21 protein-coding genes are annotated in these 20,814 nt (G+C 60.8%); 4 read left to right on the top strand and 17 right to left on the bottom strand.

Annotated features, from left to right (window positions below):
• Nucleotides 1-11: 11 nt before the first annotated feature.
• Nucleotides 12-1,442, bottom strand: a complete 1,431-nt coding sequence (locus ACILSI_RS18630; protein ID WP_395723414.1) for a sulfatase — start codon at nucleotides 1,440-1,442, stop codon at nucleotides 12-14.
• An 82-nt stretch (nucleotides 1,443-1,524) separates the two neighbouring features.
• Between ACILSI_RS18630 and ACILSI_RS18625 the strand changes: the two genes are divergently transcribed.
• Nucleotides 1,525-2,331, top strand: coding sequence for an alpha/beta hydrolase family protein (locus tag ACILSI_RS18625; RefSeq protein ID WP_395723413.1), 807 nt, complete (start codon nucleotides 1,525-1,527; stop codon nucleotides 2,329-2,331).
• Between the two features lie 133 nt (nucleotides 2,332-2,464).
• Here the strand turns inward: ACILSI_RS18625 and ACILSI_RS18620 are convergent, their stop codons facing one another.
• Nucleotides 2,465-3,394, bottom strand: a complete 930-nt coding sequence (locus ACILSI_RS18620) for an alpha/beta hydrolase (protein ID WP_395723412.1) — start codon at nucleotides 3,392-3,394, stop codon at nucleotides 2,465-2,467.
• A 188-nt stretch (nucleotides 3,395-3,582) separates the two neighbouring features.
• Here ACILSI_RS18620 and ACILSI_RS18615 point away from each other — a divergent pair, with 188 nt between their 5' ends.
• Nucleotides 3,583-5,031 carry an ATP-binding protein gene (locus ACILSI_RS18615; protein ID WP_395723411.1) on the top strand — a complete coding sequence of 483 codons (1,449 nt, stop codon included), beginning with the start codon at nucleotides 3,583-3,585 and terminating at the stop codon, nucleotides 5,029-5,031.
• Here the strand turns inward: ACILSI_RS18615 and ACILSI_RS18610 are convergent.
• The 3 genes from ACILSI_RS18610 to ACILSI_RS18600 all read right to left on the bottom strand — a co-directional run bounded on the left by ACILSI_RS18610 (nucleotide 4,992) and on the right by ACILSI_RS18600 (nucleotide 6,994).
• Nucleotides 4,992-5,306, bottom strand: a complete 315-nt coding sequence (locus ACILSI_RS18610) for a hypothetical protein (protein WP_395723410.1) — start codon at nucleotides 5,304-5,306, stop codon at nucleotides 4,992-4,994. The two genes, ACILSI_RS18615 and ACILSI_RS18610, sit on opposite strands and share 40 nt — an antisense overlap.
• A gap of 301 nt (nucleotides 5,307-5,607) precedes the next feature.
• Nucleotides 5,608-6,651: a sulfatase/phosphatase domain-containing protein gene (locus tag ACILSI_RS18605; protein ID WP_395723409.1), complete on the bottom strand. Its 1,044-nt coding sequence runs from the start codon at nucleotides 6,649-6,651 to the stop codon at nucleotides 5,608-5,610.
• Nucleotides 6,569-6,994, bottom strand: a complete 426-nt coding sequence (locus ACILSI_RS18600) for a sulfatase-like hydrolase/transferase (protein ID WP_395723408.1) — start codon at nucleotides 6,992-6,994, stop codon at nucleotides 6,569-6,571. Before ACILSI_RS18600 ends, ACILSI_RS18605 begins: the two co-directional genes overlap by 83 nt.
• A gap of 73 nt (nucleotides 6,995-7,067) precedes the next feature.
• Here ACILSI_RS18600 and ACILSI_RS18595 point away from each other — a divergent pair, with 73 nt between their 5' ends.
• Entirely contained in the window at nucleotides 7,068-8,585 is a 1,518-nt protein-coding gene (locus ACILSI_RS18595; RefSeq protein ID WP_395723407.1) for an arylsulfatase, read from the top strand.
• 13 nt (nucleotides 8,586-8,598) lie between these two features.
• Here ACILSI_RS18595 and ACILSI_RS18590 read toward each other — a convergent pair whose 3' ends face one another.
• The 9 genes from ACILSI_RS18590 to ACILSI_RS18550 all read right to left on the bottom strand — a co-directional run bounded on the left by ACILSI_RS18590 (nucleotide 8,599) and on the right by ACILSI_RS18550 (nucleotide 16,549).
• On the bottom strand, nucleotides 8,599-9,663 hold the full coding sequence (locus ACILSI_RS18590; protein ID WP_395723406.1) for a lactonase family protein: 1,065 nt from the start codon (nucleotides 9,661-9,663) through the stop codon (nucleotides 8,599-8,601).
• Complete coding sequence (locus tag ACILSI_RS18585; RefSeq protein ID WP_395723405.1) at nucleotides 9,660-11,270, bottom strand: sulfatase; 1,611 nt, start codon at nucleotides 11,268-11,270, stop codon at nucleotides 9,660-9,662. Before ACILSI_RS18585 ends, ACILSI_RS18590 begins: the two co-directional genes overlap by 4 nt.
• A 10-nt stretch (nucleotides 11,271-11,280) precedes the next feature.
• Complete coding sequence (locus ACILSI_RS18580; RefSeq protein ID WP_395723404.1) at nucleotides 11,281-13,065, bottom strand: arylsulfatase; 1,785 nt, start codon at nucleotides 13,063-13,065, stop codon at nucleotides 11,281-11,283.
• Nucleotides 13,066-13,098: 33 nt separating this feature from the next.
• Nucleotides 13,099-14,955: a protein kinase domain-containing protein gene (locus ACILSI_RS18575; protein WP_395723403.1), complete on the bottom strand. Its 1,857-nt coding sequence runs from the start codon at nucleotides 14,953-14,955 to the stop codon at nucleotides 13,099-13,101.
• A gap of 8 nt (nucleotides 14,956-14,963) precedes the next feature.
• On the bottom strand, nucleotides 14,964-15,506 hold the full coding sequence (locus ACILSI_RS18570) for a hypothetical protein (protein ID WP_395723402.1): 543 nt from the start codon (nucleotides 15,504-15,506) through the stop codon (nucleotides 14,964-14,966).
• On the bottom strand, nucleotides 15,449-15,706 hold the full coding sequence (locus tag ACILSI_RS18565; RefSeq protein WP_395723401.1) for a hypothetical protein: 258 nt from the start codon (nucleotides 15,704-15,706) through the stop codon (nucleotides 15,449-15,451). The genes ACILSI_RS18570 and ACILSI_RS18565 overlap by 58 nt, the downstream gene beginning before the upstream one ends.
• Nucleotides 15,707-15,788: 82 nt before the next feature.
• Nucleotides 15,789-16,031, bottom strand: coding sequence for a hypothetical protein (locus ACILSI_RS18560; RefSeq protein ID WP_395723400.1), 243 nt, complete (start codon nucleotides 16,029-16,031; stop codon nucleotides 15,789-15,791).
• A gap of 36 nt (nucleotides 16,032-16,067) precedes the next feature.
• Nucleotides 16,068-16,337 (bottom strand): hypothetical protein, encoded by a 270-nt coding sequence (locus ACILSI_RS18555; protein ID WP_395723399.1) that lies wholly within the window; start codon nucleotides 16,335-16,337, stop codon nucleotides 16,068-16,070.
• A gap of 47 nt (nucleotides 16,338-16,384) precedes the next feature.
• A complete protein-coding gene (locus ACILSI_RS18550; RefSeq protein WP_395723398.1) occupies nucleotides 16,385-16,549 on the bottom strand; it encodes a hypothetical protein in 165 nt (54 codons plus the stop codon).
• Between the two features lie 255 nt (nucleotides 16,550-16,804).
• On the opposite strand from ACILSI_RS18550, the gene ACILSI_RS18545 reads away from it, so the two are divergent.
• Nucleotides 16,805-17,299 (top strand): hypothetical protein, encoded by a 495-nt coding sequence (locus ACILSI_RS18545; protein ID WP_395723397.1) that lies wholly within the window; start codon nucleotides 16,805-16,807, stop codon nucleotides 17,297-17,299.
• Between the two features lie 11 nt (nucleotides 17,300-17,310).
• Here ACILSI_RS18545 and ACILSI_RS18540 read toward each other — a convergent pair whose 3' ends face one another.
• From ACILSI_RS18540 to ACILSI_RS18530, 3 genes are all read right to left on the bottom strand, one after another.
• Nucleotides 17,311-18,876, bottom strand: coding sequence for a WD40 repeat domain-containing protein (locus ACILSI_RS18540; protein ID WP_395723396.1), 1,566 nt, complete (start codon nucleotides 18,874-18,876; stop codon nucleotides 17,311-17,313).
• 75 nt (nucleotides 18,877-18,951) lie between these two features.
• Nucleotides 18,952-19,299, bottom strand: a complete 348-nt coding sequence (locus ACILSI_RS18535; protein ID WP_395723395.1) for a hypothetical protein — start codon at nucleotides 19,297-19,299, stop codon at nucleotides 18,952-18,954.
• A gap of 104 nt (nucleotides 19,300-19,403) precedes the next feature.
• Nucleotides 19,404-20,810 carry a sulfatase-like hydrolase/transferase gene (locus ACILSI_RS18530; protein WP_395723394.1) on the bottom strand — a complete coding sequence of 469 codons (1,407 nt, stop codon included), beginning with the start codon at nucleotides 20,808-20,810 and terminating at the stop codon, nucleotides 19,404-19,406.
• Nucleotides 20,811-20,814: the final 4 nt, after the last annotated feature.

Here is a 20,814-nt window from a genome sequence, read left to right as displayed (position 1 = left end):
GTGCTCGGATCTCACTCCGCCTGCTTCTTCTTTTTGCCTTTGCCCTTCTTCTTGGGTTCGGCACCGGTTTGAGGCGTGTTTTTCACCGGCATCGGCGCTTTAACGGACTCACGCCACGCGATCATCTTCGCGTGCAGTTCCTTCGCCTTGTCCGGCATCTCGGTGGAGAGGTTTTTCGACTCGCCGATGTCATCCTTGAGGTTGTACAGCTCCAGACGGCCGTCCTCGAAGAACTCCATCAGCTTCCACTCGCCGCTCTGGATCAGGCCAACCGGTGTTGTGCGCCAGGTGTCCGCCCCGGCGCCGAGATAACCCGGAAAGTGCTGATAAATCGCCTCCCGCTTCAAACGGGCGGTGGGATCGCGAAACAGCGGGGCCAGACTCTCACCATCGAGCGGCTGGCCTTCGGGTGCGGACGCTCTGCCGATCTCCGCGAGGGTCGGGAACACATCCACATGGATCGTCGGCACATCGCAGCTCGATCCTGCCTGCGTCACGCCCGGCCAGCGCACGATGAAGGGCACGCGGGTGCCGCCTTCATACAGGCTGCCCTTGCCGCTGCGCAGCGGGGCGTTGTCCGTGGTGTCGCCGCTTTTTTTGATGCCCTCGCGCGTGTAACCGCCCACGCCGCCGTTGTCGCTGGTGAAGATGAGCACCGTGTTCTCCGCCAGCTTCAGTTCATCCAGCGCCGCCATTACGCGGCCCACGCTTTCATCCACGCTCGCGATCATCGCCGCGTACTTCGGGTCGTGGTGGCCGCCCACGGGTGCCTTGTCCTTGAACTTCGCGATCAGCTCCGGCTTCGCCTGATACGGCGAATGCACGCCGAAGTGCGGCAGGTAGAGGAAGAACGGCGCGTCCTTATGCCGCTGGATGAAATCCACCGCCTTGTCCGTCAGAAAGTCCGCCAGATACTGCCCCTGCGGATACTCGGTCTTGGGATTGGTTTTGAAGTCGAAGTGCTGGCCCGACGATGAAATCGCCTCGTCGAAGCCGCGCTTGGCGGGATGGTGATCGCCGCTCTCGCCCAGGTGCCATTTGCCAAACATGCCCGTGGCATAACCCGCCGTCTTCATCGCCTGCGCCACAGTCTTCTTCTCCAGCGGCAGTTGGACCACATTGTCCACCGGCCGCAGCGGACGCGTGCTCCAGTCAAAGCGGTCGATGCCGCCCACCGTGTAAACCCCCGTCCGCGCCGCATACTGGCCGGACATCAGCGCCGCACGCGTCGGCTGGCAGTTCTGGCAGTGGTGATGACTCGTCAGCTTCATCCCTTGTGACGCCAGTTTGTCGATGTTCGGTGTCTCGTAATACTTGGAGCCAAAGCAGGCCAGATCCGTGTAGCCCAGATCATCGGCCATGATGAAAATCACATTGGGCTTGTCTGAAGCGGCGCGGACAAAGGACGAAAGCAGCAGGAGAAAAAGGAAACAGCGGGTCATGCGCCCGTGAACGCCGCCCAGACCCGCCGGATTGCAGCATTCTCAGCATGACAGAGGTCGCGTGCGTCGTTTGGCTCGTCCCATGCTTCGATTCGTCCTGCTTTTCTGCCTCTGCGCCGCCTTCGGCCATGCCGCCGATCTTAAACCCGGCGTCCGCAGTACGATCACCTTCCAGGAATCGCCGCCGCACTCCGATGCGCTCGAACTCAAGCTGCGCCTCAGCGCTGCCGAGACACCGCCGGCCTACGATGTGAAAAAAGAGACCTTCGACATCCTCCTGCCGAAAAACTACCGCGCCAGCGAGCCGCACGGCCTGTTCATTTGGATCAGCGCTAGCGACAAACCCGTCATCCCGGCGGAATGGGAGGCCGTCTTCGCCGAAAAGAAGCTCATCTTCATCGGTGCGCACAAATCCGGCAATCCGCGCAGCGTCTTCGACCGCATGCGCCTGGCCATCGACGCGAATTTCAACGTGCGAAAGCTCGCCAACATCGATCCCGCCCGCGTCATCGTCTCCGGCTTCTCCGGCGGTGCCCGCGTCGCCAGCATGCTCGGTGTTTGTTACGCCGACATTTTTCCCTCCACGATTTGCTGCATGGGCGTGAACTTCTACACCGACATCTCCTCCGCCGACGGCAAACAGACCTTCCGCCTCGGCTACCTCCCGCACGACGACTTCGTGAAAATCGCGAAGTCCGAGTGCCGCTACGTCCTCATCACCGGTGAGAAAGACTTCAACCTCGGGAACACTCAGGCCGTGTTTGAGAACGGCTTCAAGAAAGAAGGATTCAGAGCCGTCGAGCTCATGAACATCCCCGGTCAGGGCCACTCGCCTCCGAAAGCCGAGTGGCTCAAGAAGGCGATCGAGTTTCTCGATGCGGGGAAGTAAAGAGTCAGATCACCGCTTGCGATCAAGCAGCGCAATATTCACGGCCACTTCGCCAGCACCTTCCCGTCGGCGGCTTTGAGCGTGTGGCCTTTGGTCTTCACCTTGCCTTCACCGGCTCCGCCGTGTGTTTTCCTCAGCGAAAGTGCAGCGGCACGCTGTTGAGCTTCAGCGATTCGACGTGGAAATCGAACCAGGTGGCTTTGCGGCCGTCGATCATCTTCTTCTGGTTGTGATCGAGTCCTTCGACTTCGAAGTAGCTGTGAGGCATGCCCGCCTTGGTGAGTGCCTCGTGGTATTCACGGACGGTTTTGAGATGCTCGGGATCGGCGGTGCCGCAGGCGACCTGGATGCGCAGGTTGGCTTTGATGAAGTCGAGGTTCTTCGTGAGGTTCAGGAAGGCGTCGTTGTCACGCAGGCGCTGCGGATCGTCGCCCAGGTAGGCGTTTGGCAGGTTTGCAGCGTCGGAGACGTGATAGACGTTGCCGCTTTGGTTGAAGAGCGAGCCAAAGAGCTGCGGATGCTTCATGGCGAGGTTGGTGGAGCCGCGTCCGCCCATGCTGAAGCCCTCGATGCAGCGCGCCTTGCGATCCGCGATGGTGCGATAGGTGGCGTCGATGTGCGGGATGAGTTCCTTGATCATCATCGTCTCCGCCATGAAGCGCCCGTCGCCGCTGTCCTGATACATCGTCGAGCGTCCGCCATTCGGGAAGACCATCACGATCTCCGGCAGTTTGCCCGCGACGATGCCTTCATGCAGCACACTGGCCGAATAAACGCTCCGTGTCTCGTTCCCACCCGCGCCGTGCAGATGATAAATCACCGGATAGCGACGCTGCGTGTCTTTTTCATAGCCCGGCGGCAGGTAGAGGCAAAAACCGACCTCACGCTGCATTGAGGCACTGCGGAAGGTGTGATGCGTGACATTCGTCGGCAGCTCCGGCACCGGTGACGTGACCCACATGTCAGGGGAGTTGGCCTGATTGGCCTTCTTTTTGGCTGGTTGGGCGAAAACGGTGCAGCAGAAAAAGGCAAGAAGCAGGAGGGTCGTAGGGCAGCGAGACATGGATGGCTGGAAACGACGCGGCGGGCAACGTCTCTCAATGTCATCAACACAGCAGCACCGAATCAACATGGCGTCGATTTCGTGCTCCTGATGTAATGACTTATAACAGCACAAAATTGACCGCATGTCGATTTCGTGCTTTCTATTGCCAACCAAAACACAGCACCAAATCGACATTCCGCCTCGCCATGCCAGACGACTTTCCCTTCCACGGCCGCCGTTTCCACGCGGACCAGTTCGCCCGGCTGCTGCGTCAGACTAAACCCTCGCTCGTCGTGGTGCAGGGACGCCGACGCATCGGCAAAAGCGCCTTCGTCAGACACTGCGGGCAGACCTATGGCGATCATTATCTGAAGTTCGAGGGCCTGGGGCCGCGCGAGGGCATTGGCAAAGCGGAGCAACTCGCATGCTTTGCCGAGCAGCTCGCCGCGCAGACCTCTCTGCCAAAGATGACGCTCGAAAGCTGGCCTCAGGCCTTTCAGACGCTCGCCACCGTGCTGCCGCAGAAGGGCAAGACCGTGCTGCTTCTCGACGAGATCTCCTGGATGGCCATCGGCGATCCTGACTTCGCCGGGCATCTCAAAATCGCCTGGGACAACCTCTTCAGCCGCCGCAAAGACCTCGTCGTCGTGCTCTGCGGCTCCATGTCATCGTGGATCGAGGCAAATTTGCTCAACAGCGCCGGTTTTGTGGGCCGGTGCTCGTGGGTCTTCACCCTGCCGCCCATGCCGCTGCCGGAGTGCATCCCCTTCTGGCGTGGCAAGGCCTCGCGCATCCCTGTGCTGGAGAAGATCAAGACCCTCGCCGTCACCGGCGGCGTGCCGCGCTACCTGGAGGAGATCGATCCCGCGCAGACGGCGGAGCAAAACATCCACCGCCTGTGCTTCGATCCGGGCGGGCTGCTCTTTCGGGAGTTCGATGACCTGTTCAGCAGCGTCTTCAGCCGCCGTGCCGATCGTTACCGCGAAATCTGCCGCGCCCTGGGCGGCCCGTCGAAAACACTCACTGAACTCAGCCGTGACCGCGATGTGGGCCGCGGCGGCATCGTCACGGAGGCGCTCGCGGAACTGGAAAGCGCCGGCTTCATCACCAGCGACCTGCCGTTTGATCCCAGCACCGGCACTGAGCAGCGCAGCGCCAAGTATCGCCTGAGCGACAACTACACACGCTTTTACCTCCGCTACGTCGATCCCGAGCGGAAGCGCATCGCCAAAGGCCTGTTCCGCCAACGTGCGCTCGAGACACTGCCGCAGTGGGACACGCTCATGGGCCTGCAGTTTGAAAACCTCGTCCTCAGCAACCGGGATGCGCTCCTGCGCCTCATCGAGCTGGGCAACACGCCCATCCTCAACGCCGCGCCCTATTTCCAGGGCAAAACCCTGCGCAAGGAGGCCTGCCAGATCGACCTGCTGCTGCGCACGAAGAAGTCGCTCTACGTCGTCGAGATCAAGCTCCGCGGCCGCATCGACCATTCCTGCATCACCGACTTGCAGGAAAAAATCCGCAAGCTCAAGCTCCCCAAAGGCACGCCCTGTCGCACCGTCCTCGTCTATCAAGGCGAACTCGACCCCGGCATCGCCGACGAAGACTACTTCGATTACCTCGTGCCGTTCGAGCGGATGTTCGAGTCGGGGTGAGAGCCATTCCCGCCCGTGCCGTGCAGATCAATCACCGGGTAGCGCCGCTGCGTGTCCTTTTCATAACCCGGCGGCAGATAGAGGCAGTAACCCACCTCGCGCTTCATCGACTCACTGCGAAAAGTGTGATGCGTGACACCCGCCGGCAGCTCCGGAACCGGCGACGTGACCCACATGTCGGGGGAGTTGGCCTGATTGGCCTTCTTTTTGGCGGGTTGGGCAAACAGAGATGTGAAAACAGGCAGCAGTAGGAATGTCAGGAGTAGGCGCAGCATGTTTGGTGAACGATCCGAGGCACCTCGTCTCTCACAGAGGTTTCGTTGAGCTGTCGTCTGATGAAAAGATTGGGAGCAGCCAAGATTGCGCCAGCAAGGTAGCCATCTCGCTCCGCGAGATGAGCCTGAAGCGTGATCAGCGCTGGCGTTGACTCGCTTTGAACATTCATCGTTCTGGCGAAAACCTTGTGCTCATCTCGACGGAGCGAGATGGCTACTTTGCTTCGCCATTTCACGGCCACTTCGCCAGCACTTTGCCGTCTGGGGTTTTTAGAACGAGGCCTTCGATCCTAACCTCGCCTTAGCCGCCGCATGGATCGAGGCGCAGGGCATGCAGCGTCTTTGTTTCGTCGATGCGGAGGGTGTGCTCATGCCATTCGCCGTCGTGTTTCACAGTGAAGTCTTGGTGTTTGCCTTTGGGGAGGATGGTTTGGGGGTCTTTGGTCCAGTAGAGTTCGGCGGGGCCGGTGGCGTCGCTTTGGAGTTTGAATTCGAGGACGTAGGGGCCGGGCGCAGTGAGATTCAAATCGCTGAAGGCGAGGCCGGGGTCGTCGCCGGTGCATTGGAGGATGAGTTGATCGCCTTCGACGGTGAGCTTGGTGCCTTTGCGGGCGCGAGGGAGCGTGGTGGCGGTTGACTTGCCTTGGCGGACTTTGCCAGCGGTGAGCGGTTTGTCGTAGTCGGTCCATTCGCGGTGGCGATGATCGCCGGGAGTGGTGGAAACGGGGGCGCGTTCCTTGGGCGGGGTCATGAGCACGTGCTCGGCCATGTCGTGCCATTGTTTGATCATCCGCTGGACGACGTCGGGATGCTGTGCGGCGACGTTGTGCAGTTCGGTGCGGTCGGTGCGGTCGGTGCGGAGGTTGTAGAGCTCCCAGGGCTCGCTTTGAAAGCTGACGAGCTTCCAATCGCCATCGCGCAGGCCGCGATCACTCGAAAAGAGCAGATGAATCGGGGGACGCGCCTTCAACTCGCCTCCCGCGATGATCGGCGCGAGCGAGGTGCCGGCGAGCGGCGTGAGTTCGCGTTCAGGAAAGCTCTGGGGCAGCGTCGCACCGGCGAGTTCGGCCAAGGTGGGCAGCACATCGACGAGATGCGCGGGCGTTTCGATGACGGTGCCGGGCTTCTGCTTCAAACCGGCGGGCCAGTGCAGGATGGCAGGCGTGGAGATGCCGCCTTCGAACTGGTTCTGTTTATAAAAGCGGAAGGGCGAGTTTCGCGCCCAGGCCCAGGCGGTGCTGTCGCCCCAGTGCGTTTTGGGATCATAAGGCTCGGTGTTGGGCGTGGCACCGCCGCGATGGAAGGGACAGGCGCCGTTGTCGGAGACAAAGAAGGATGACGGCACGTTGGAGGCTCTCGTCGCCAGCCTGGCGGCTCCAGCGGCCGCTGAGGAGGCTGACGCGGCTGCTGTGGCACTTGGCGGTGTTGTAGAACTGGGAGAAGCGCAGGCCGCCAGCGGCGAGTTTGTCGAGGTTGGGCGTTTCGATCTCGCTGCCGTAGCAGCCGAGGTCGGAGAAGCCCATGTCGTCGGCCATGACGAGGAGGAAGTTCGGCTGCGCCGAAAATGACAGCCGAGGCGAAGCCGAGACAGCCAGCATCAAGGCGAAGCCGATGCTGCCCAAAGGGTGAACGAAGCGAGGCAAATGCAGAATGGCGAATGACGAAAGGAGGACGGCGAGAAGGCGCATGATTGTGCCGTGAACGCCGATTGGGATGTAAACTTCCTCGCAATGCGCCCCATCCACGGCTCGTTTGCACGCCATGTCTCGATTCCTCGCTGTCTTCCTCTTCGCTCTCAGTCCTCTGCTCTCCGCTGAAAAGCCCAACATCATCGTCATCATGGCCGATGACCTTGGCTACGGCGATGTGGGCTGCTACGGCGCGAAGGCGGTGAAGACGCCGAACATCGACCAACTGGCCGCGAAAGGTCTGCGCTTCACCAGCGGCTACTGTTCGGCTTCTACCTGCACGCCGACGCGGTTTTCGCTGCTCACGGGCACCTTTGCGTTTCGTCAAAAAGGCACCGGCGTGGCTCCGCCGAATGGTCCGGCACTGATCAAGCCGGGCACGGAGACGATGGCGTCGATTTTGAAAAAGGCCGGCTACGCCACTGCGGTGATCGGCAAATGGCATCTCGGTCTCGGCGATCCCAAACCGGATTGGAATGGCGAATTGAAGCCCGGGCCGCTCGAAATCGGTTTTGATCACTGCTTGCTACTTCCAACCACGAACGACCGCGTGCCTCAGGTCTATGTGGACGATCACCGCGTGCGCAATCTCGACCCGAAAGACCCGCTGTGGGTGGGTGACAAGGCACCGGATGAGAATCATCCCACCGGCATCACACACCGCGACACGCTGCGCATGAACTGGACGCATGGTCACAATCAGACGATCCACAACGGCATCGGGCGCATCGGTTTCTACACGGGCGGCACCGCCGCACGCTTCCGCGATGAAGACCTCGGCGATGCTTGGATCAACGAAACAAACCGCTGGATCGAGGCGCATGCGAAAGAGCCCTTCTTCCTCTATTTTGCCAGCCACGACATCCATGTGCCGCGCATGCCGCACGAGCGTTTTCAGGGCAAAACCACGCTCGGCTATCGCGGAGATGCCATCGTCGAGTTCGACTGGAGCGTCGGCGAGATCGTGAAGACGCTCGAACGCCTCAAACTGGCCGAAAACACCCTCATCGTGCTGTGCTCCGACAACGGCCCTGTGCTCGACGACGGCTACGTCGATGGCGCGGTGGAAAAACTCGGCACCCACACGCCTGCCGGGCCGTTCAGCGGCGGCAAATACAGCATCTACGAAGGTGGCACGCGCACGCCGTTCATTGTGACATGGCCTTCTCGCATTCAGCCGGGCGTTTCCGATGAGGTCGTCTGCACCGTCGATCTTGCCGCGAGCTTTGCCGCACTGACCGAAACACCTCTCGCTGAAAACGCCTGCCTCGACAGCCAGAACATCCTGCCAGCTCTCCTCGGCGAAAAAGGCGCGAAAGGCCGCGATTCGCTGCTTCAGCAGGACAACAACGGCACCAATCTCGGCCTCCGCATGGGCGAGTGGAAGCTCGTGCGCATGAAAACCAAGGGCAAATCGCAAGCCGTGGTCACGATGAAGACCCGCGACGAAAGCCAGGCCCCGCTGAATCGTCTTTACCATCTTTCCAATGATCCCGCCGAACGGAAAGATGTGAGCCTTGAGCAGCCAGAGCGTTTAAAAGCGATGATCGCCAAGATGGATGAGATCGTCGAGGCACCGACGCGGAATTAGCCGGCTCGTTTTGCTAAAACTTCACGCTCATCACCCACGCGGGGCCTTTGCCGCAATCATAAGTCTTCAGCGCTGTGAGCGCACCCGTTTCGGCATTGCGGCGGAAGACGATGAGCTTGTGCGAGCCCTCGCCGGCAGACACGACAAAATGATCGCCGGGCACGAGGCAGAACGAGCGTGGTGTTTTCTCCGTCGGCGTCTGGCCCAGCGCGGTCAGCGCGCCCGTTTGTGGATTCACAGAGAACACGGCGAGACTGTCGTGGCCTCGATTCGAGGCATAGACGAAGCGGCCATCGGCGCTGAGGTGGATGTCCGCGCAGGAGCCTTTGTCACGCCAGTCCTCGGGCACGGTGGGCACGCTCTGGCGGGCTTTCAGCGTGCCTTTCTCTGCGTCGTAATCACACAGCGTCACGCTTCTGCCCTGCTCATTCACGAAGTAGGCCCACCTACCGTTCGGGTGAAATTGCATGTGTCGCGGACCCTCGCCCACGCCACCGGGTAGATGAGGCGGTTCGTTGCGCGTGAGAGTGCCCGCTTCGGCATCAAAGCGGAGCTGCTCGACTTTGTTCAGCTCGCCTACATGCGGCACGAAGGCGAATTTGTTCGCCGGATCGACTTGGATGCAGTGCGCTTTCTTGCCGGTTTCGAGTGTGACCACGGGCAGGCCGTTCACGCGACCGTCTTTGATCGCTGACAATCCAACCACGCCCTCGCTGTAGGACGCCGCGAGCAGCCAGCGGCCGGTTTTGTCGGCGAAAACATAAGCCGCATTGAACCCTGCATCCGCGAAGGTCGGATTCGACAGCGCACCGGTTTTCGTATCGACATCAAGCGTGGCAAACTGCTTCGCCGACCGAACCGACGCATACAGATGCTTGCGATCCGGGCTGATCGAGAGGCTGCCCGGCGCGCCTGGAAGATCAGCGGCACCCGTGCGTGTGAGTTCGCCCGTGCGCTCATCCACCTGATAAATGGCGATGCGCTTCTCGCCGCTTTCAGAAACGTAGAGCATCACAGGCGCGGAGAATGACGAAGGCAGTACGGCGCAGGAAGCGAGAAAGATGAGCAAGAGTTTCATGGCAGCGGTTTGATCGGTTCGATGTCGGTTTGATTGATCCAGCCGGCTTTCATGGGCTCGCCGCGCATGAACTTCTCGTAGAAGCCGACGTTGTTCTTTGAGGCGTGTTCGTACTTGTCGAAGAGGTCGCCTTTGCCCTCCATGCGTGGATCGCCTTGTGATTTGAGCTCGGCGTGGAGCTGATCGCGCATGCTTGCGGCGCGTGGATCCGTGGGGAGATTTTTCACGAAGTCGGGATCGGTTTTGAGGTCGTAGAACTCCGTCGGTGGCCGCAAACCAAAGCAAAGCTGCCAGAACGGATCGGCGGGGTTCTTGCGATGGGCGTCGATGAGAAAGCTCTTCGTCGCGCCAGCATCACAATCCATGTAGCCAGTCTCCGGATTGCCTCCGGGCCAACGAGTGGGCTCGAAGTTCTCGATAAAGACGCTGTCCTTTGTCACGATGGCGCGAATGGGATAACCCCAATCGTTCGGGCGGCCCACATCCGTGCGCTCCTTGCCGAGAAGCACATGATCCCGCGTGTGGACGGGCTTGTTGGCAAAAAGATCGCTCAGACTGCGACCCGGTGACTCGGCCATGCCGGTGTCGCTCCATTTTAAACCAGCTACTTCGACGAATGTCGGCGCGAGATCGACGAAGCTCACGAAGTCGTCGATCACGCGGCCTGGAGCGGCGATTCCTTTCTTCCACATCGCGGCGAGCGGCACGTGATTAGCCTGCACGTTCGCGTTTCCTTTGCTGCGCGGGAAGGGCATGCCGTGGTCGGCGGTGACGATGACGAGCGTGTTCTCCAGCAGGCCGCGCTTTTCAAGCTCAGCGAGCATGCGGCCGAGATGCGCGTCGAAATGCTCGATCTCGAAGGCGTAATCCAGCATGTCATTACGGATCACATCATTGTCCGGCCAGTAGGCGGGCACATGGTCGATGTCCGTGAGTTTCTTGCCGCCCTTTTTGACACCACTGCCGAATTCGTAACCGCGATGCGGCTCAATGGCACCATACCAGAAGGCCCAGGGCTTGTCGGCGGGCGCGGCTTGGAGGAAGTCATTGAAATTGGCCGCGTAATCGCTGTTGCCGATCTCCGGCGTTGGCGGCGCCGCCTTGCGTTTGTTGTAGGCTTTGCCGGTCATCTCGCGTGGCTTGCCGCTCGCGTCTTTGGCCACGCCCGGACCCCAGCCTTTCGTTGTGTGGCCGACATTCCAACCTTTCTCCGCCAGCGCTTCGCCCCAGCCTTTGAACTCCGGCGGGAAGTAGCAGATGTGGTTCGCGGCTTCCTTAAGCTGCCAGGAGTTGCGGCCCGTGAGAATGCAGGCGCGTGAGGGTGCGCACTTCGCATTCGGCGTGTAGGCGTGATTGAAAAGCAGCCCTTCTTTGGCGACGCGGTCGAAGTTTGGCGTCTTCACCCACGGCGTGCCGTACGCGCTCGCATGCGGACCCCAGTCGTCGGCGATGGCGAAGAGGATGTTGGGGCGCTCGGCGGCGAATGACGAATGTAGAGCCGAGCAAAGCGAGACAGCCAACATCAAGGCGAAGCCGATGCTGCTCCGCAGGAGCGAACGAAGTGAGGCAATGACGAATGTAGAAAGCAGTGTGGCGAGCAGTTTCATGAGCGTGTGATTAACGGCGGGTGAGTTTGAGATGCTTCAGGTCAATGCCGGGAGATGAAAGGACTTCGAGTGTGAGCTTCGCGGGGCCGGGCTTCAGGTTGAGGGCTCCGAGCTTCGCGTTGGCCCATTGACGGTCGCGGTAGCGTGCCTTTCCATCCGCATCACGGTGGGGAAGAGGAATCTCGGGGGCTTCGGCGGCGGGGATCGGTGATTCGAGAGTTTGCGTGTCGGTGCTGAGGCGCAGCAGGGTGTTCGCGGTGGCTCCGTGGGCGAGTTCGACGTCGTATTCGCCAGCGGTGACGACATCGATTTCAAAACACACCTTCGCTTTCGCGTCGGTCCAGTTGGTGAGCCAGTCATTGGCAAAGCCGGGACCGTTGGCGAAGGTCAGCTGCTTGTCCGCATAGGCCTGCGGCGCGTGCAGTTCGACGGGGTTGTGCTCCGCGTGGCCGACGGGAATGGGGAAACGCTTCAAGCCATCGCGGGAGATGTCGGCGAACCAGGTGTCATACTTCGCTGCGAGTTCTTGGACCAGTTCAGGCTGCTCCTTTGCGATGTCTTTTTCCTCGCCGGGATCGGCTTCCATATCGTAAAGCTGCCAGGCCGTGGCGCTGGCGTCGTTGGCCTTCGCTTTGGAACCGCCGCCAGCGCCTTTGATCTCACGGACGAGGCGATGATGCTGCGTGCGCACCGCTCCGGGATACTTGTTCGTCTCGTCGATGGGATTATGCGTGAAGAGCGTGCGCTCCGGCCAATCTCCGCTGTTTTGTAGCAGCGGCTTCAAGCTCACACCATCCAGCTTCGCATCGGAGACTTCCACATCGCAGAGGTCCATGATGGTTGGAAACAAGTCGATGTGAGCCGTGATCTCCTTCACGACATGCGGCGTCCATTTCGCCGCAGGCCAGCGGATGAAGAGAGGCACACGTGTGCCGCCTTCGTGCAGGCTGGTTTTGCCGCCGCGCATGCCGGCGTTGTAGGTCTTCACGCCCGCCGTGCCGCCGTTGTCGGTGAGGAAGAGCACGATGGTGTTCTCGGTCAGCTTCAGCGTGTCGAGATGAGCCAGCAGGCGGCCCACGTTGTCGTCGATGTTTTCGCACATGCCGTAAAAGGCGGCCACGTTGTCTTCGAAGCCCTTGGCTTTGAATTGGTCGAAGTACTTGTCCGGCACCTGATAGGGCGAGTGCGGCGCGTTGTAGGCCAGGTAGCAGAAAAACGGCTCCTTTTGCCTCGCGGTGATGAATTGCATCGCCTCGTCGGTCAGCACGTCGCTGATGTAACCTTTCGTCGATTCAGGCTGCGTGCCGCGCAGCAGCGTGGCGTCGAAGTAATTGTTCCAATGACCGTTGTTGAAACCAAAGACATGTTCAAAGCCCTGCCCGCCCGGCGTGAAGGGGAACTGCTCGCCGTTGTGCCACTTGCCGATGCAGGCGGTGCGATAGCCGTTCGCCCCAAACGCCTCCGCCAGCGTGACTTCGGAGGGTTTCATGGCTTCTTTGTTGTGCGTGACTCCGTGGACGCCGGTGCGCAGCGGCCAGCGACCTGTAAGCACCGCTGCGCGTGTGGGGGCGCAGAAGGAATTCACATAGAACCGATCAAAGCGCACGCCTGTGTTGCCCAGTTTGTCGATGTGCGGCGTTTGGAGGTGCGGATTGCCGTGGATGGAGAAATCGCCGTAGCCTTGATCGTCGGTGATGATGAGCAGGACGTTCGGCGGCGCCGAAAATGACGAGCTTGCGATGATGAATGACGAAACGAGGCAGAGAAGGCGCGGCATGGCTTGGGAACGATTCATGGACGTGGTTCATTCGACAAAGACGTGTGCCGTCTATGATCCAAACACTCTCGCCGCCTTCTGAAGCAGGGGATCGTCAGGGAGGAGAGACAAACCGGAGCGGATGACATCCCGCGCTTCGGGAAGACGGTTCATCTGGGCCAGCGCGGTCGTCTTGGCGCAGTAGGCACCGGAGAGACAGGGATCAAAATCGAGCGCCTGCGATGCGGAGGCCTGTGCCTCTGCAAATCTGTGCAATTCGACGAGCGCGTTCGCTCGATTCACCCAGGCCTTGGCGTAAGCGGCGTTGAGAGCGATCGCCCGGTCGGCGCTGGCGAGTGCTTCCTCGGGACATTTCATGCGGCGCATGAGGATGGCGCGATTGTTCCAAGTGATGGCCGCGCCGGGTTGATCAGCCAGGATGGCGTCGATCACGCGGCAGGCCTGCTCGGCTGGAAGGAGATCGACGATCAGATGCGAGCTGCCGTCGAGATCGCCCATGCGCCTTGATTGGCGGGCGAGCCGCAGCGCGTGATCGATCCACGACAGAGCCTCGTCACGATGCCCCAAGCCCATGGCGGCCTGCGCAAGGTTGGTGACCGGCCCGGTCTCGTCGTCGGCAAGCTTGTGGGCCTTCATGGCGCTGCGCAGGGCGGCTTCGAACTCCCGTCGTTCCAATTGAATGCAGCTTTGGATCTGATGAGCCTTCCAGTTCGCGGGATTAAGCTTCAGCGCACGATCCACCTCGGCCGCCGCTTTGCGAGGCTGGCCGAGATTGAGCCAAGTCTGGGCGGCATTGACCCAAGCATCCGCCTGCAACGGTGAATCGGGGGCCGTTGCGCGAGGCGCAGTCGTTTCGAGCAATGCGGGAAACAATTTCTCCAACCGCATGGCGATCTCCTGAAATCCCGCAGGGCGCGACGAAGGATCGACGGCGAGGCATTGGCGCAGAATCGCCGCGAGCGGCTCCGGCATGTGCGCGGAGGTGCAAAGATCGGCCGGACGTGGCGCATCGGGATGCCGGCCGATGATGGAGCAAAGCAGGGTGACGCCAAAGGCATACAGATCGGCGGCGGTGCTGCGGCCTGAGCGGCGGGCCATCATTTCAGGCGCCATGAATCCATCAGTGCCGGCGATGACTCCGTCAGGACCGGAATCGCCACCGGTGAGCGAAAGGCCAAAGTCACTGACCTTCGCCGTGCCGTTGCTGGTGATCAAAACATTGGCGGGCTTCAAGTCTCCATGAATGAGCCGTGCCTCCGCGGCCGCATGCGCCAGCCCGCGCGCCATGTCGAGCCCGTGACGCAGTGTGGTGCGCCAGTCGGTGCGACCAGAGACGATCTCCTCCGCCAGTGTCCGTCCTCCGCTGATGTGCTCCATCACGAGAAATGGAATGCGATTGTGAGTTTCCACACCGTAGGCGAGGACGAGGTTCGGATGAGGGCCAAGCGCCACGGAGTTCACCGCCTCCAACACAAACTGATCGCAAAGATCAGGATCGTTCAAATGCCGGGGAAGCGGGCACTTCAAGGCGGCCAGCGAATCGCCTCGACGATAGTGCTCCGGCCCGAGGCTGCGGCAGAGATACACCAGGCCGAAGCCGCCATGCAGAATCTTGAGCACTTCATAGGTGCCGCCAATTCGCTCTCCCGGCTGAAAGGGCACTTCTTCCAGGAACTGGCACTTCCGCTGGATGCGCTGCAGAAGCTCGGCCTCGTTTTGCTGCTCACTGTCGAGCCCGAGCAGCTCGGCAAGTCCGCCTGGCTCAAGCGGGCCACCCTGTTCCAGACGTTGAATCATCGATCCGTCTGAGGAGAACGCCGAACGTGCCTCACGCGCGTCGATCAAGCCCCGCTTCAAGGCGGAGAGCAGATCACGCAGGTTGCGCGAGTTGGGATGCGACGTCGGCATGGAATGTTTCAAACGGGTCGGCTGAGGGTCGCAAACAGATCGCGAATCTCCGCATCCACCTCGGCGCTGTCCGCCGCATATTGGGCGATTTCCTCGCGCAACAGCCTCTGATAGGCACGGCGCGCGGTGACGAGGCGGTTGGCGACTTCTTTTTCGGTGAGTCCGCACTCCGCCGCCATGTCGCGCTGTGAAGGCGCTGGAACGCCGTCGAGAATGGGCATCAGCATGAAGCGTTTGAAGATTTCGAAATGCGTCTGCTTGCCCGTGGCACGGCATTCGCGGTCCAGAGTGTCCACCACGCGTGCGAGAAGCATGCGGGCCCAGGATTGTGTGAAGGCATCCTCAGGTGTGTGACGGTCCACGCCGAGGATGGCAGTGTTGCCACCCTCCGCCATCACCTCGTCAGCCGCGACGAATCCTCCCGCGGGCCGTCGCTGCTGTGCCTGATCATGCCGGTGGGCGTTGGCGGCGTAGTGTTGCAGTGCGGAAAGCATCAAACCGCGAAAGCGGCCGCGTTTCGTGTCTGCTTTTTCAAACAACTGATGCTGCATGGAGTGCAAAAAAAGTCCTGCACCAGATCCTCGGCCTTTTCGTGTCCGAAGCCACGGCGTGCGAGGTAGGCCAGCACCGGTTTGCGATACAGTTGGTAGAGCGTGCCCAAAACTTCGCGCTTTTCGGTGTCATCACCGGCCTTTAGGCGCGCGAGCTGTGACCAGCGCGTCTGTGGAAACATCTCGCCCTCGTTGCTCATGCCGCGCACGCTACTGGACAATGCAGCAACGGCAAGCCCGCACGAAGGAGGGCTTGCCGTTGTTTCGTCGGAGAGTTCGCCATCAGGGCGGCGGAACCGGGTTGATCTTCAGACTGCGGGAACCAGGAGCAGCGCCTGACTCCTTGTATTCTTTGATGGCCTGCTCCGGCGTGCGCGTGCTCTCGGTCACCCGGGGTGGCTGCGCCTCAATGATGCGTTCGACGACTTTCTTCGCCTGATCGAGCTTGTCGTTGGTATCAGCTGCCGTGAGAGGGCCGCTGGCGGTGACGAGCAGGAGGAACGCGAGATGGAGTTGAGTTTTCATGATGTTGGGTGTGTTTGGTTTGCTGATGGATGAATCTCACACGGGGCGTGGCGTGGTGCTGATTGGAAACGGGCGTGTGGGTTTGCCCGGCAGCTTCACGCAGCCGTCGTCCGTGCCGGTGACAGCGAGCTGACTCCAAGGATTGAATGGTGGCGGCGGTGGGGGCAGCGGATGATAGGGCTTGGGCAGTTCAGGGCAGAACGGTGGGCAGATGGGCAGCGGATGGATCATCGTGTTCGCATGAGCGGAGGGGTGGAAGGCGAGCGCGGCAACGACGAGGCAGAGATGGAGGATGGACGTTTTCATGGGATGGGAAGGATGAGGGTTTGTTTGTGCCGGGTTGGTTGGATGGTTCAGCCACGCACAGCGGCCACGGCGGTGGGAGTGCGCACGGGTGTGTGACGCTCCTGGAGTTTTTCCACGACGCGGTCGATGACCGATTTTTCGCCGGCCTGGGCGCTGGAGATGGCCGAGACGGCGGCGAGGAACAGGATGGATTGGCAGAGTTTCGTTTTCATGGGATGCGGATGTGTTTGTGTTTGTTTGATTGGCGGAATTGCCTCTCTGCATGTGGATTACCGGTCCCGGCCCCAACTCTGCGTGACGCTTGAAAAAAGTTTTCACTTCGGTTTCGGCCTGCGGCAATGGAGGCAGGAAGGGCGGTGGATTGACGAACAGCCCCGCTCCGGTTATTGAATGGCACGCGTCAGTGACGGAGCATCATCCAGCGGCAGTCGCTCCTTCGTCATTGAGCGCTCAAACTTTGACCACCCATGGCCTACGATTGGGAAGATGACCGTCAGAGGTTTTGCGACTGCGCCAGCCGTGGTCATGTGGATTCACCCGACGAAGCATGGGTGGCTGAAAAGCTGGATGCGGCAGCCGCTCACGCGAAGTCCGGCAATCTGCGCGAAGCCGCGAATTTGCTGGAGGAGATCCGGAGCCGCGTGGTTGCCGTCCGGCTTTTTCAAAGCTGGGATGATGGCATTCTTTGCTTCGGTAATCTCATTCATCTGATCCGTCACATGTCTCCTGAAACCACGGTGCCGTCCGAGTTTCAGCGATTGCTCGATGCGCGGCCCAGCCTGAAATGGGACGAGGACATGACCGGCAAACAGAAGGCCTTTTGGTATGGCTCTTCGTCGGCGGAGGCGGGAGGTGTCATGCAGGCCCTCCCATCGTCCCCCAAGTCTGGCTGCCTGGTGGTTTTGTCAGGCGTGCTGATCGGATGTCTTGGATGGGTTTCGCTGCTTGTGCTCCATCGATGATCCAGGACGAGTCAGAGTCCCGTGTCCCAAACAATCACCGCGAGATCATTCCCGCCGCTGATCACACGCCTGCCATCCGGCGTGATGGCGCTTGCGTAAACATCCTTTGCTTGTTCGTGGCCTTTCAGCCTCCGCCGGACGCAGTTCTCCGGCCCAGCATTGACCTCGATCACGCAAACCTCCGCGCCAGCGGCGGCGCTCGCCCATTGACCGCCTTGGGCGAGGTGAAATGCATCGAGACTGTCGTTTGTGTGCGCGAGAAGGCCCATCTCACGGCCCTCGGTCACATCCATCACATGCAGCTTGTAACCTGACTGCACCACGGCCTTCCACCTTTCGGGCAAAAACGAGATCGCCTTGATCGCACGTTCCGGGAAGCGGGTTTTCTGAGCCAGTTGGCCGTTGCTTGCATCCCATACCTTGACGGTGTCCGCGCACTCTCCACCGCCGGTGAGCGCCCATGCGCCGTCGGGGGACAAGGCGACCGCCTGCACGCCACCATCCAGGGTTTTGCCAAACCAGCCGCCGAACTTGCGCACATGCGTGCCTTTGCTGGTGTCCCACAAGCGCGCCGTGCCGTCGCCGCTGCCGCTGAGCAGCAGACGGCCATCAGCGGACGCCGCGAGACCGAAGACGGTGAAGGAATGCTTGCTGAGGCGATGCAGCACACGGCCGCTCGCCAGTTCCCAGATCCAAATCACGCCGCCACTTCCCGCAGCGGCAACGTGTGATTCATCACCAAGGAAGATGACCGAGGCCAGAAACCGGCCCTCGGCCTGCAATTGGCGCATTTCGCGTCCAGTCTCCAGATCCCACACCCGCACGAACGAATTCCAGCCGACCGAAAGTCCGATCCGCCCATCGTTCGAGATGGCCACCGCCTCCACGTTGTTTTCGTGGGCCTGTTCAAAACGAAAGCGCATGCCGCCTTGCGAATTCGAAGGGTGAGCCGGGCCAGAAGCTGGCGACCGCGCCACGCCGTCTTGCTGACGCTTCTCCCCCTCCAGCGCTCCGAGCGCGCTGAGAAATGCCGCACGTTTCTCCTCCACCTCGTCCACCGGCGGCTCCGGCAGGTCGTCACGCTCACGGATGTCGGAGCAGGCGATGGCAAAAGTCTCCTGGAGCCAGCGCCATGCGCGATGCCGCTTCGGCTCGGCGTCTGTTTTGCGAATTTCATCCGCCAGGGCGGAGAGCAGTTTGTCCTCGCTCTCGAACAGCATGTCGAGCGGCATGTCGGTTTCCAACACTTGCAGCGCGATCGCGCCACACTGGCCGGCCAGTGCAAAAAACTCCCGCTCGGTGTCAGCGGCACTCTCAATCTCCGTCATCAGCCGCTCGATGCGCCGGCTGACGGCGAGCGCCTTGCGCCGGCGATATTCGCTGCGCGGCTCAAAGGGGATCAGAGCATCACAACGCGGGCAGGCGAGGGAGTAATCCTCCAGCACCTTTCGTGCGTTCACCGGATCCTTCAGCGCGGACATGGAGCCGAGCAGATGCCTCGCGCTGAGTTCATCCGCGTTGAACTGCGTGGAGTGTCGGCAATGCGGGCACTTGACCTGCCATTTTTTATCAGACATCGCGTGCTTCTGGGTTGGGAGTTCACAACTGGGCTTCGCCGGGAGGAAACCTATAGAAGCATACCACGAGCGGCCTCAACGCACCACCTCGCTGATTTTCTTCACCGTGAACACCGCGACGTTGCCGCGCTCTGGATAATGTTTTGTGCCATGAACACCGCTCACAGAGACAACGAGGCCGTCCCTGATCCACGCAAAGGCTTCGACGGGCAGGAGCAGCTCGACGCGCTGCTTGTCACCATGACGCAGCGCCCAACCGGTCGTTTCTCCACCGATGGCGACCCGCTGCTCGAGTGTTCCCATCAGATGGACCTCGGCGGCTGCTTTGGGCTTGGCGCTTGAGTCTGACGGTGCTGGCTGGCCTGGAGCCAGGGAGGACATGAGGGTGGAGACGAGAAGGGCGAGAAGGAGGGTGTGTTTCATGGCAGTGTGGGGTGGTTGTGAATGATTTACCCAACAGCGGCCCAACTCTGCGCCGGTCTTTAAAATAAACGCGCGACCGCACGAGAAACACGACAACCCAGCCGCTAGCCGTCGAAAACGGTCTTCAGATCCACCTTGTCTCTCATCTCAGAGGAGAGCTTCACGAGGCGATCAAACATCTGCTTCTTCATCACCGCGTGTTCGGGTTTCATGGCGAGGTCGTGCATCTCCTGCGGATCGTTGGTGAGGTGGTAGAGGCGGAGCACTTTGGCCTTCGGATAGGCGATGAGCTTCCAGCCGTCATGCGTGACGGCGCGTTGAAGCTCCAGGTAGGCACCATAGACAGATTCGTAGCTCGATTGCTTCTGCTCGCCTTTCAGCAGCGGGCGCAGGCTGTTGTAGAAGACGTGCTTCGGCTTCTCGACTCCGGCGAGATCGAGCGCTGTTGCCATCACGTCTTGGAGGTAAATCGCAGCATCGTTCTTCGCGCCTTTTGCCACGCCGGGACCGGCGACGAGGAAGGGCACGCGCACGCTATGGTCATGCATGTTTTGTTTGCCGAACAAACCGTGATGACCGACGGCGAGGCCGTGGTCGGCGGTGAAGAAGATCCAGGTGTTCTCCGCCTGGCCGCTGGCATCCAGCGCATCAAGGATCTTGCCGATCTGAGCGTCCATGTGGCTGATGAGCGCATAGTATTCCTGGCGATGCGTCTTCACGGAAAGCTCCGTGCGTGGCATGGGCGCGAGGTTTTCATCGCGCAACGAGTGCGAGCAGCCGATGTCGTTCTTGCGCGGATACTCAGGCAGGAAATTCTGCGGCATGGCGATGCGGCTGAGCGGATACTGGTCGATGAATTCCTTCGGAGCCTGCCGTGGATCATGCGGGGCGTTGAAGGCGGCGTAGATGAAGAAGGGCTTCTCCTGCTGCTTCGCATCGGCGAGGAAGCCGAGCGTGTTGTCGCGCACGACCTCGCTCCAATGCGTGCCGCCTTCCCAGAAACCGCCGAGTGTTTTGTCGAATGGACTCCAGACATCGGTTTGATCCGCGATGGGGCGGTTGTAGGCGGTGGGAACCGTCTTCGGCATGCCAGCGCGCACGTCTTTGACCACATCGAAGCACTTCGCGGCATCGGTCTGGATATGCCACTTGCCGGTCATGTAGGTCTTGTAGCCGCCTTTCTGCATGAGCTGCGGCCAGAGCACGCCTTTTTCGCGTTCAGTGTCCGTGGTTTTATAGACTTTGTCCGCATCCCACACAATGCGGCCTGTGACGAGCATCGTGCGGCTGGCCACGCACACCGCGCCACTCCACGAGCCCATGTTGTAGGCCCGCGTGAACGTCGTGCCCCGCGCGGCGAGTCGGTCAAGATTGGGCGTGTCGATGTCGGTGTGGCCGAAGGCGCGCACCGCCTCGTAGGTGTGGTCGTCGGCGAAGAGGAAGAGGATGTTGGGCTTCGCGGCATGCAGCGAGGTGCTGAGGGAAAGGGCGAGAATGAAGTGTCGGAGCATGGCT

The sequence above is a fragment of the Prosthecobacter sp. genome, from assembly GCF_044232965.1.
GTDB lineage: Bacteria > Verrucomicrobiota > Verrucomicrobiia > Verrucomicrobiales > Verrucomicrobiaceae > Prosthecobacter.
Note: the sequence above shows the minus strand (reverse complement) of the source record. Positions and strands in the feature narration are given on the sequence as shown.

Bases quoted from the DNA above. Each gene is read 5' to 3' on its own strand.
- ACILSI_RS18595 (WP_395723407.1), top strand. From the start codon at position 7,068: ATGTCTCGATTCCTCGCTGTCTTCCTCTTCGCTCTCAGTCCTCTGCTC.
- ACILSI_RS18625 (WP_395723413.1), top strand. From the start codon at position 1,525: ATGCTTCGATTCGTCCTGCTTTTCTGCCTCTGCGCCGCCTTCGGCCAT.
- ACILSI_RS18585 (WP_395723405.1), bottom strand. From the start codon at position 11,270: ATGAAACTGCTCGCCACACTGCTTTCTACATTCGTCATTGCCTCACTT.
- ACILSI_RS18565 (WP_395723401.1), bottom strand. From the start codon at position 15,706: ATGAGCAACGAGGGCGAGATGTTTCCACAGACGCGCTGGTCACAGCTC.
- ACILSI_RS18530 (WP_395723394.1), bottom strand. From the start codon at position 20,810: ATGCTCCGACACTTCATTCTCGCCCTTTCCCTCAGCACCTCGCTGCAT.
- ACILSI_RS18540 (WP_395723396.1), bottom strand. From the start codon at position 18,876: ATGTCTGATAAAAAATGGCAGGTCAAGTGCCCGCATTGCCGACACTCC.
- ACILSI_RS18545 (WP_395723397.1), top strand. From the start codon at position 16,805: ATGGCCTACGATTGGGAAGATGACCGTCAGAGGTTTTGCGACTGCGCC.
- ACILSI_RS18620 (WP_395723412.1), bottom strand. From the start codon at position 3,394: ATGTCTCGCTGCCCTACGACCCTCCTGCTTCTTGCCTTTTTCTGCTGC.
- ACILSI_RS18600 (WP_395723408.1), bottom strand. From the start codon at position 6,994: ATGCGCCTTCTCGCCGTCCTCCTTTCGTCATTCGCCATTCTGCATTTG.
- ACILSI_RS18590 (WP_395723406.1), bottom strand. From the start codon at position 9,663: ATGAAACTCTTGCTCATCTTTCTCGCTTCCTGCGCCGTACTGCCTTCG.
- ACILSI_RS18630 (WP_395723414.1), bottom strand. From the start codon at position 1,442: ATGACCCGCTGTTTCCTTTTTCTCCTGCTGCTTTCGTCCTTTGTCCGC.
- ACILSI_RS18560 (WP_395723400.1), bottom strand. From the start codon at position 16,031: ATGAAAACTCAACTCCATCTCGCGTTCCTCCTGCTCGTCACCGCCAGC.
- ACILSI_RS18555 (WP_395723399.1), bottom strand. From the start codon at position 16,337: ATGAAAACGTCCATCCTCCATCTCTGCCTCGTCGTTGCCGCGCTCGCC.
- ACILSI_RS18570 (WP_395723402.1), bottom strand. From the start codon at position 15,506: ATGCAGCATCAGTTGTTTGAAAAAGCAGACACGAAACGCGGCCGCTTT.
- ACILSI_RS18550 (WP_395723398.1), bottom strand. From the start codon at position 16,549: ATGAAAACGAAACTCTGCCAATCCATCCTGTTCCTCGCCGCCGTCTCG.
- ACILSI_RS18580 (WP_395723404.1), bottom strand. From the start codon at position 13,065: ATGAATCGTTCCCAAGCCATGCCGCGCCTTCTCTGCCTCGTTTCGTCA.
- ACILSI_RS18535 (WP_395723395.1), bottom strand. From the start codon at position 19,299: ATGAAACACACCCTCCTTCTCGCCCTTCTCGTCTCCACCCTCATGTCC.
- ACILSI_RS18615 (WP_395723411.1), top strand. From the start codon at position 3,583: ATGCCAGACGACTTTCCCTTCCACGGCCGCCGTTTCCACGCGGACCAG.
- ACILSI_RS18610 (WP_395723410.1), bottom strand. From the start codon at position 5,306: ATGCTGCGCCTACTCCTGACATTCCTACTGCTGCCTGTTTTCACATCT.
- ACILSI_RS18575 (WP_395723403.1), bottom strand. From the start codon at position 14,955: ATGCCGACGTCGCATCCCAACTCGCGCAACCTGCGTGATCTGCTCTCC.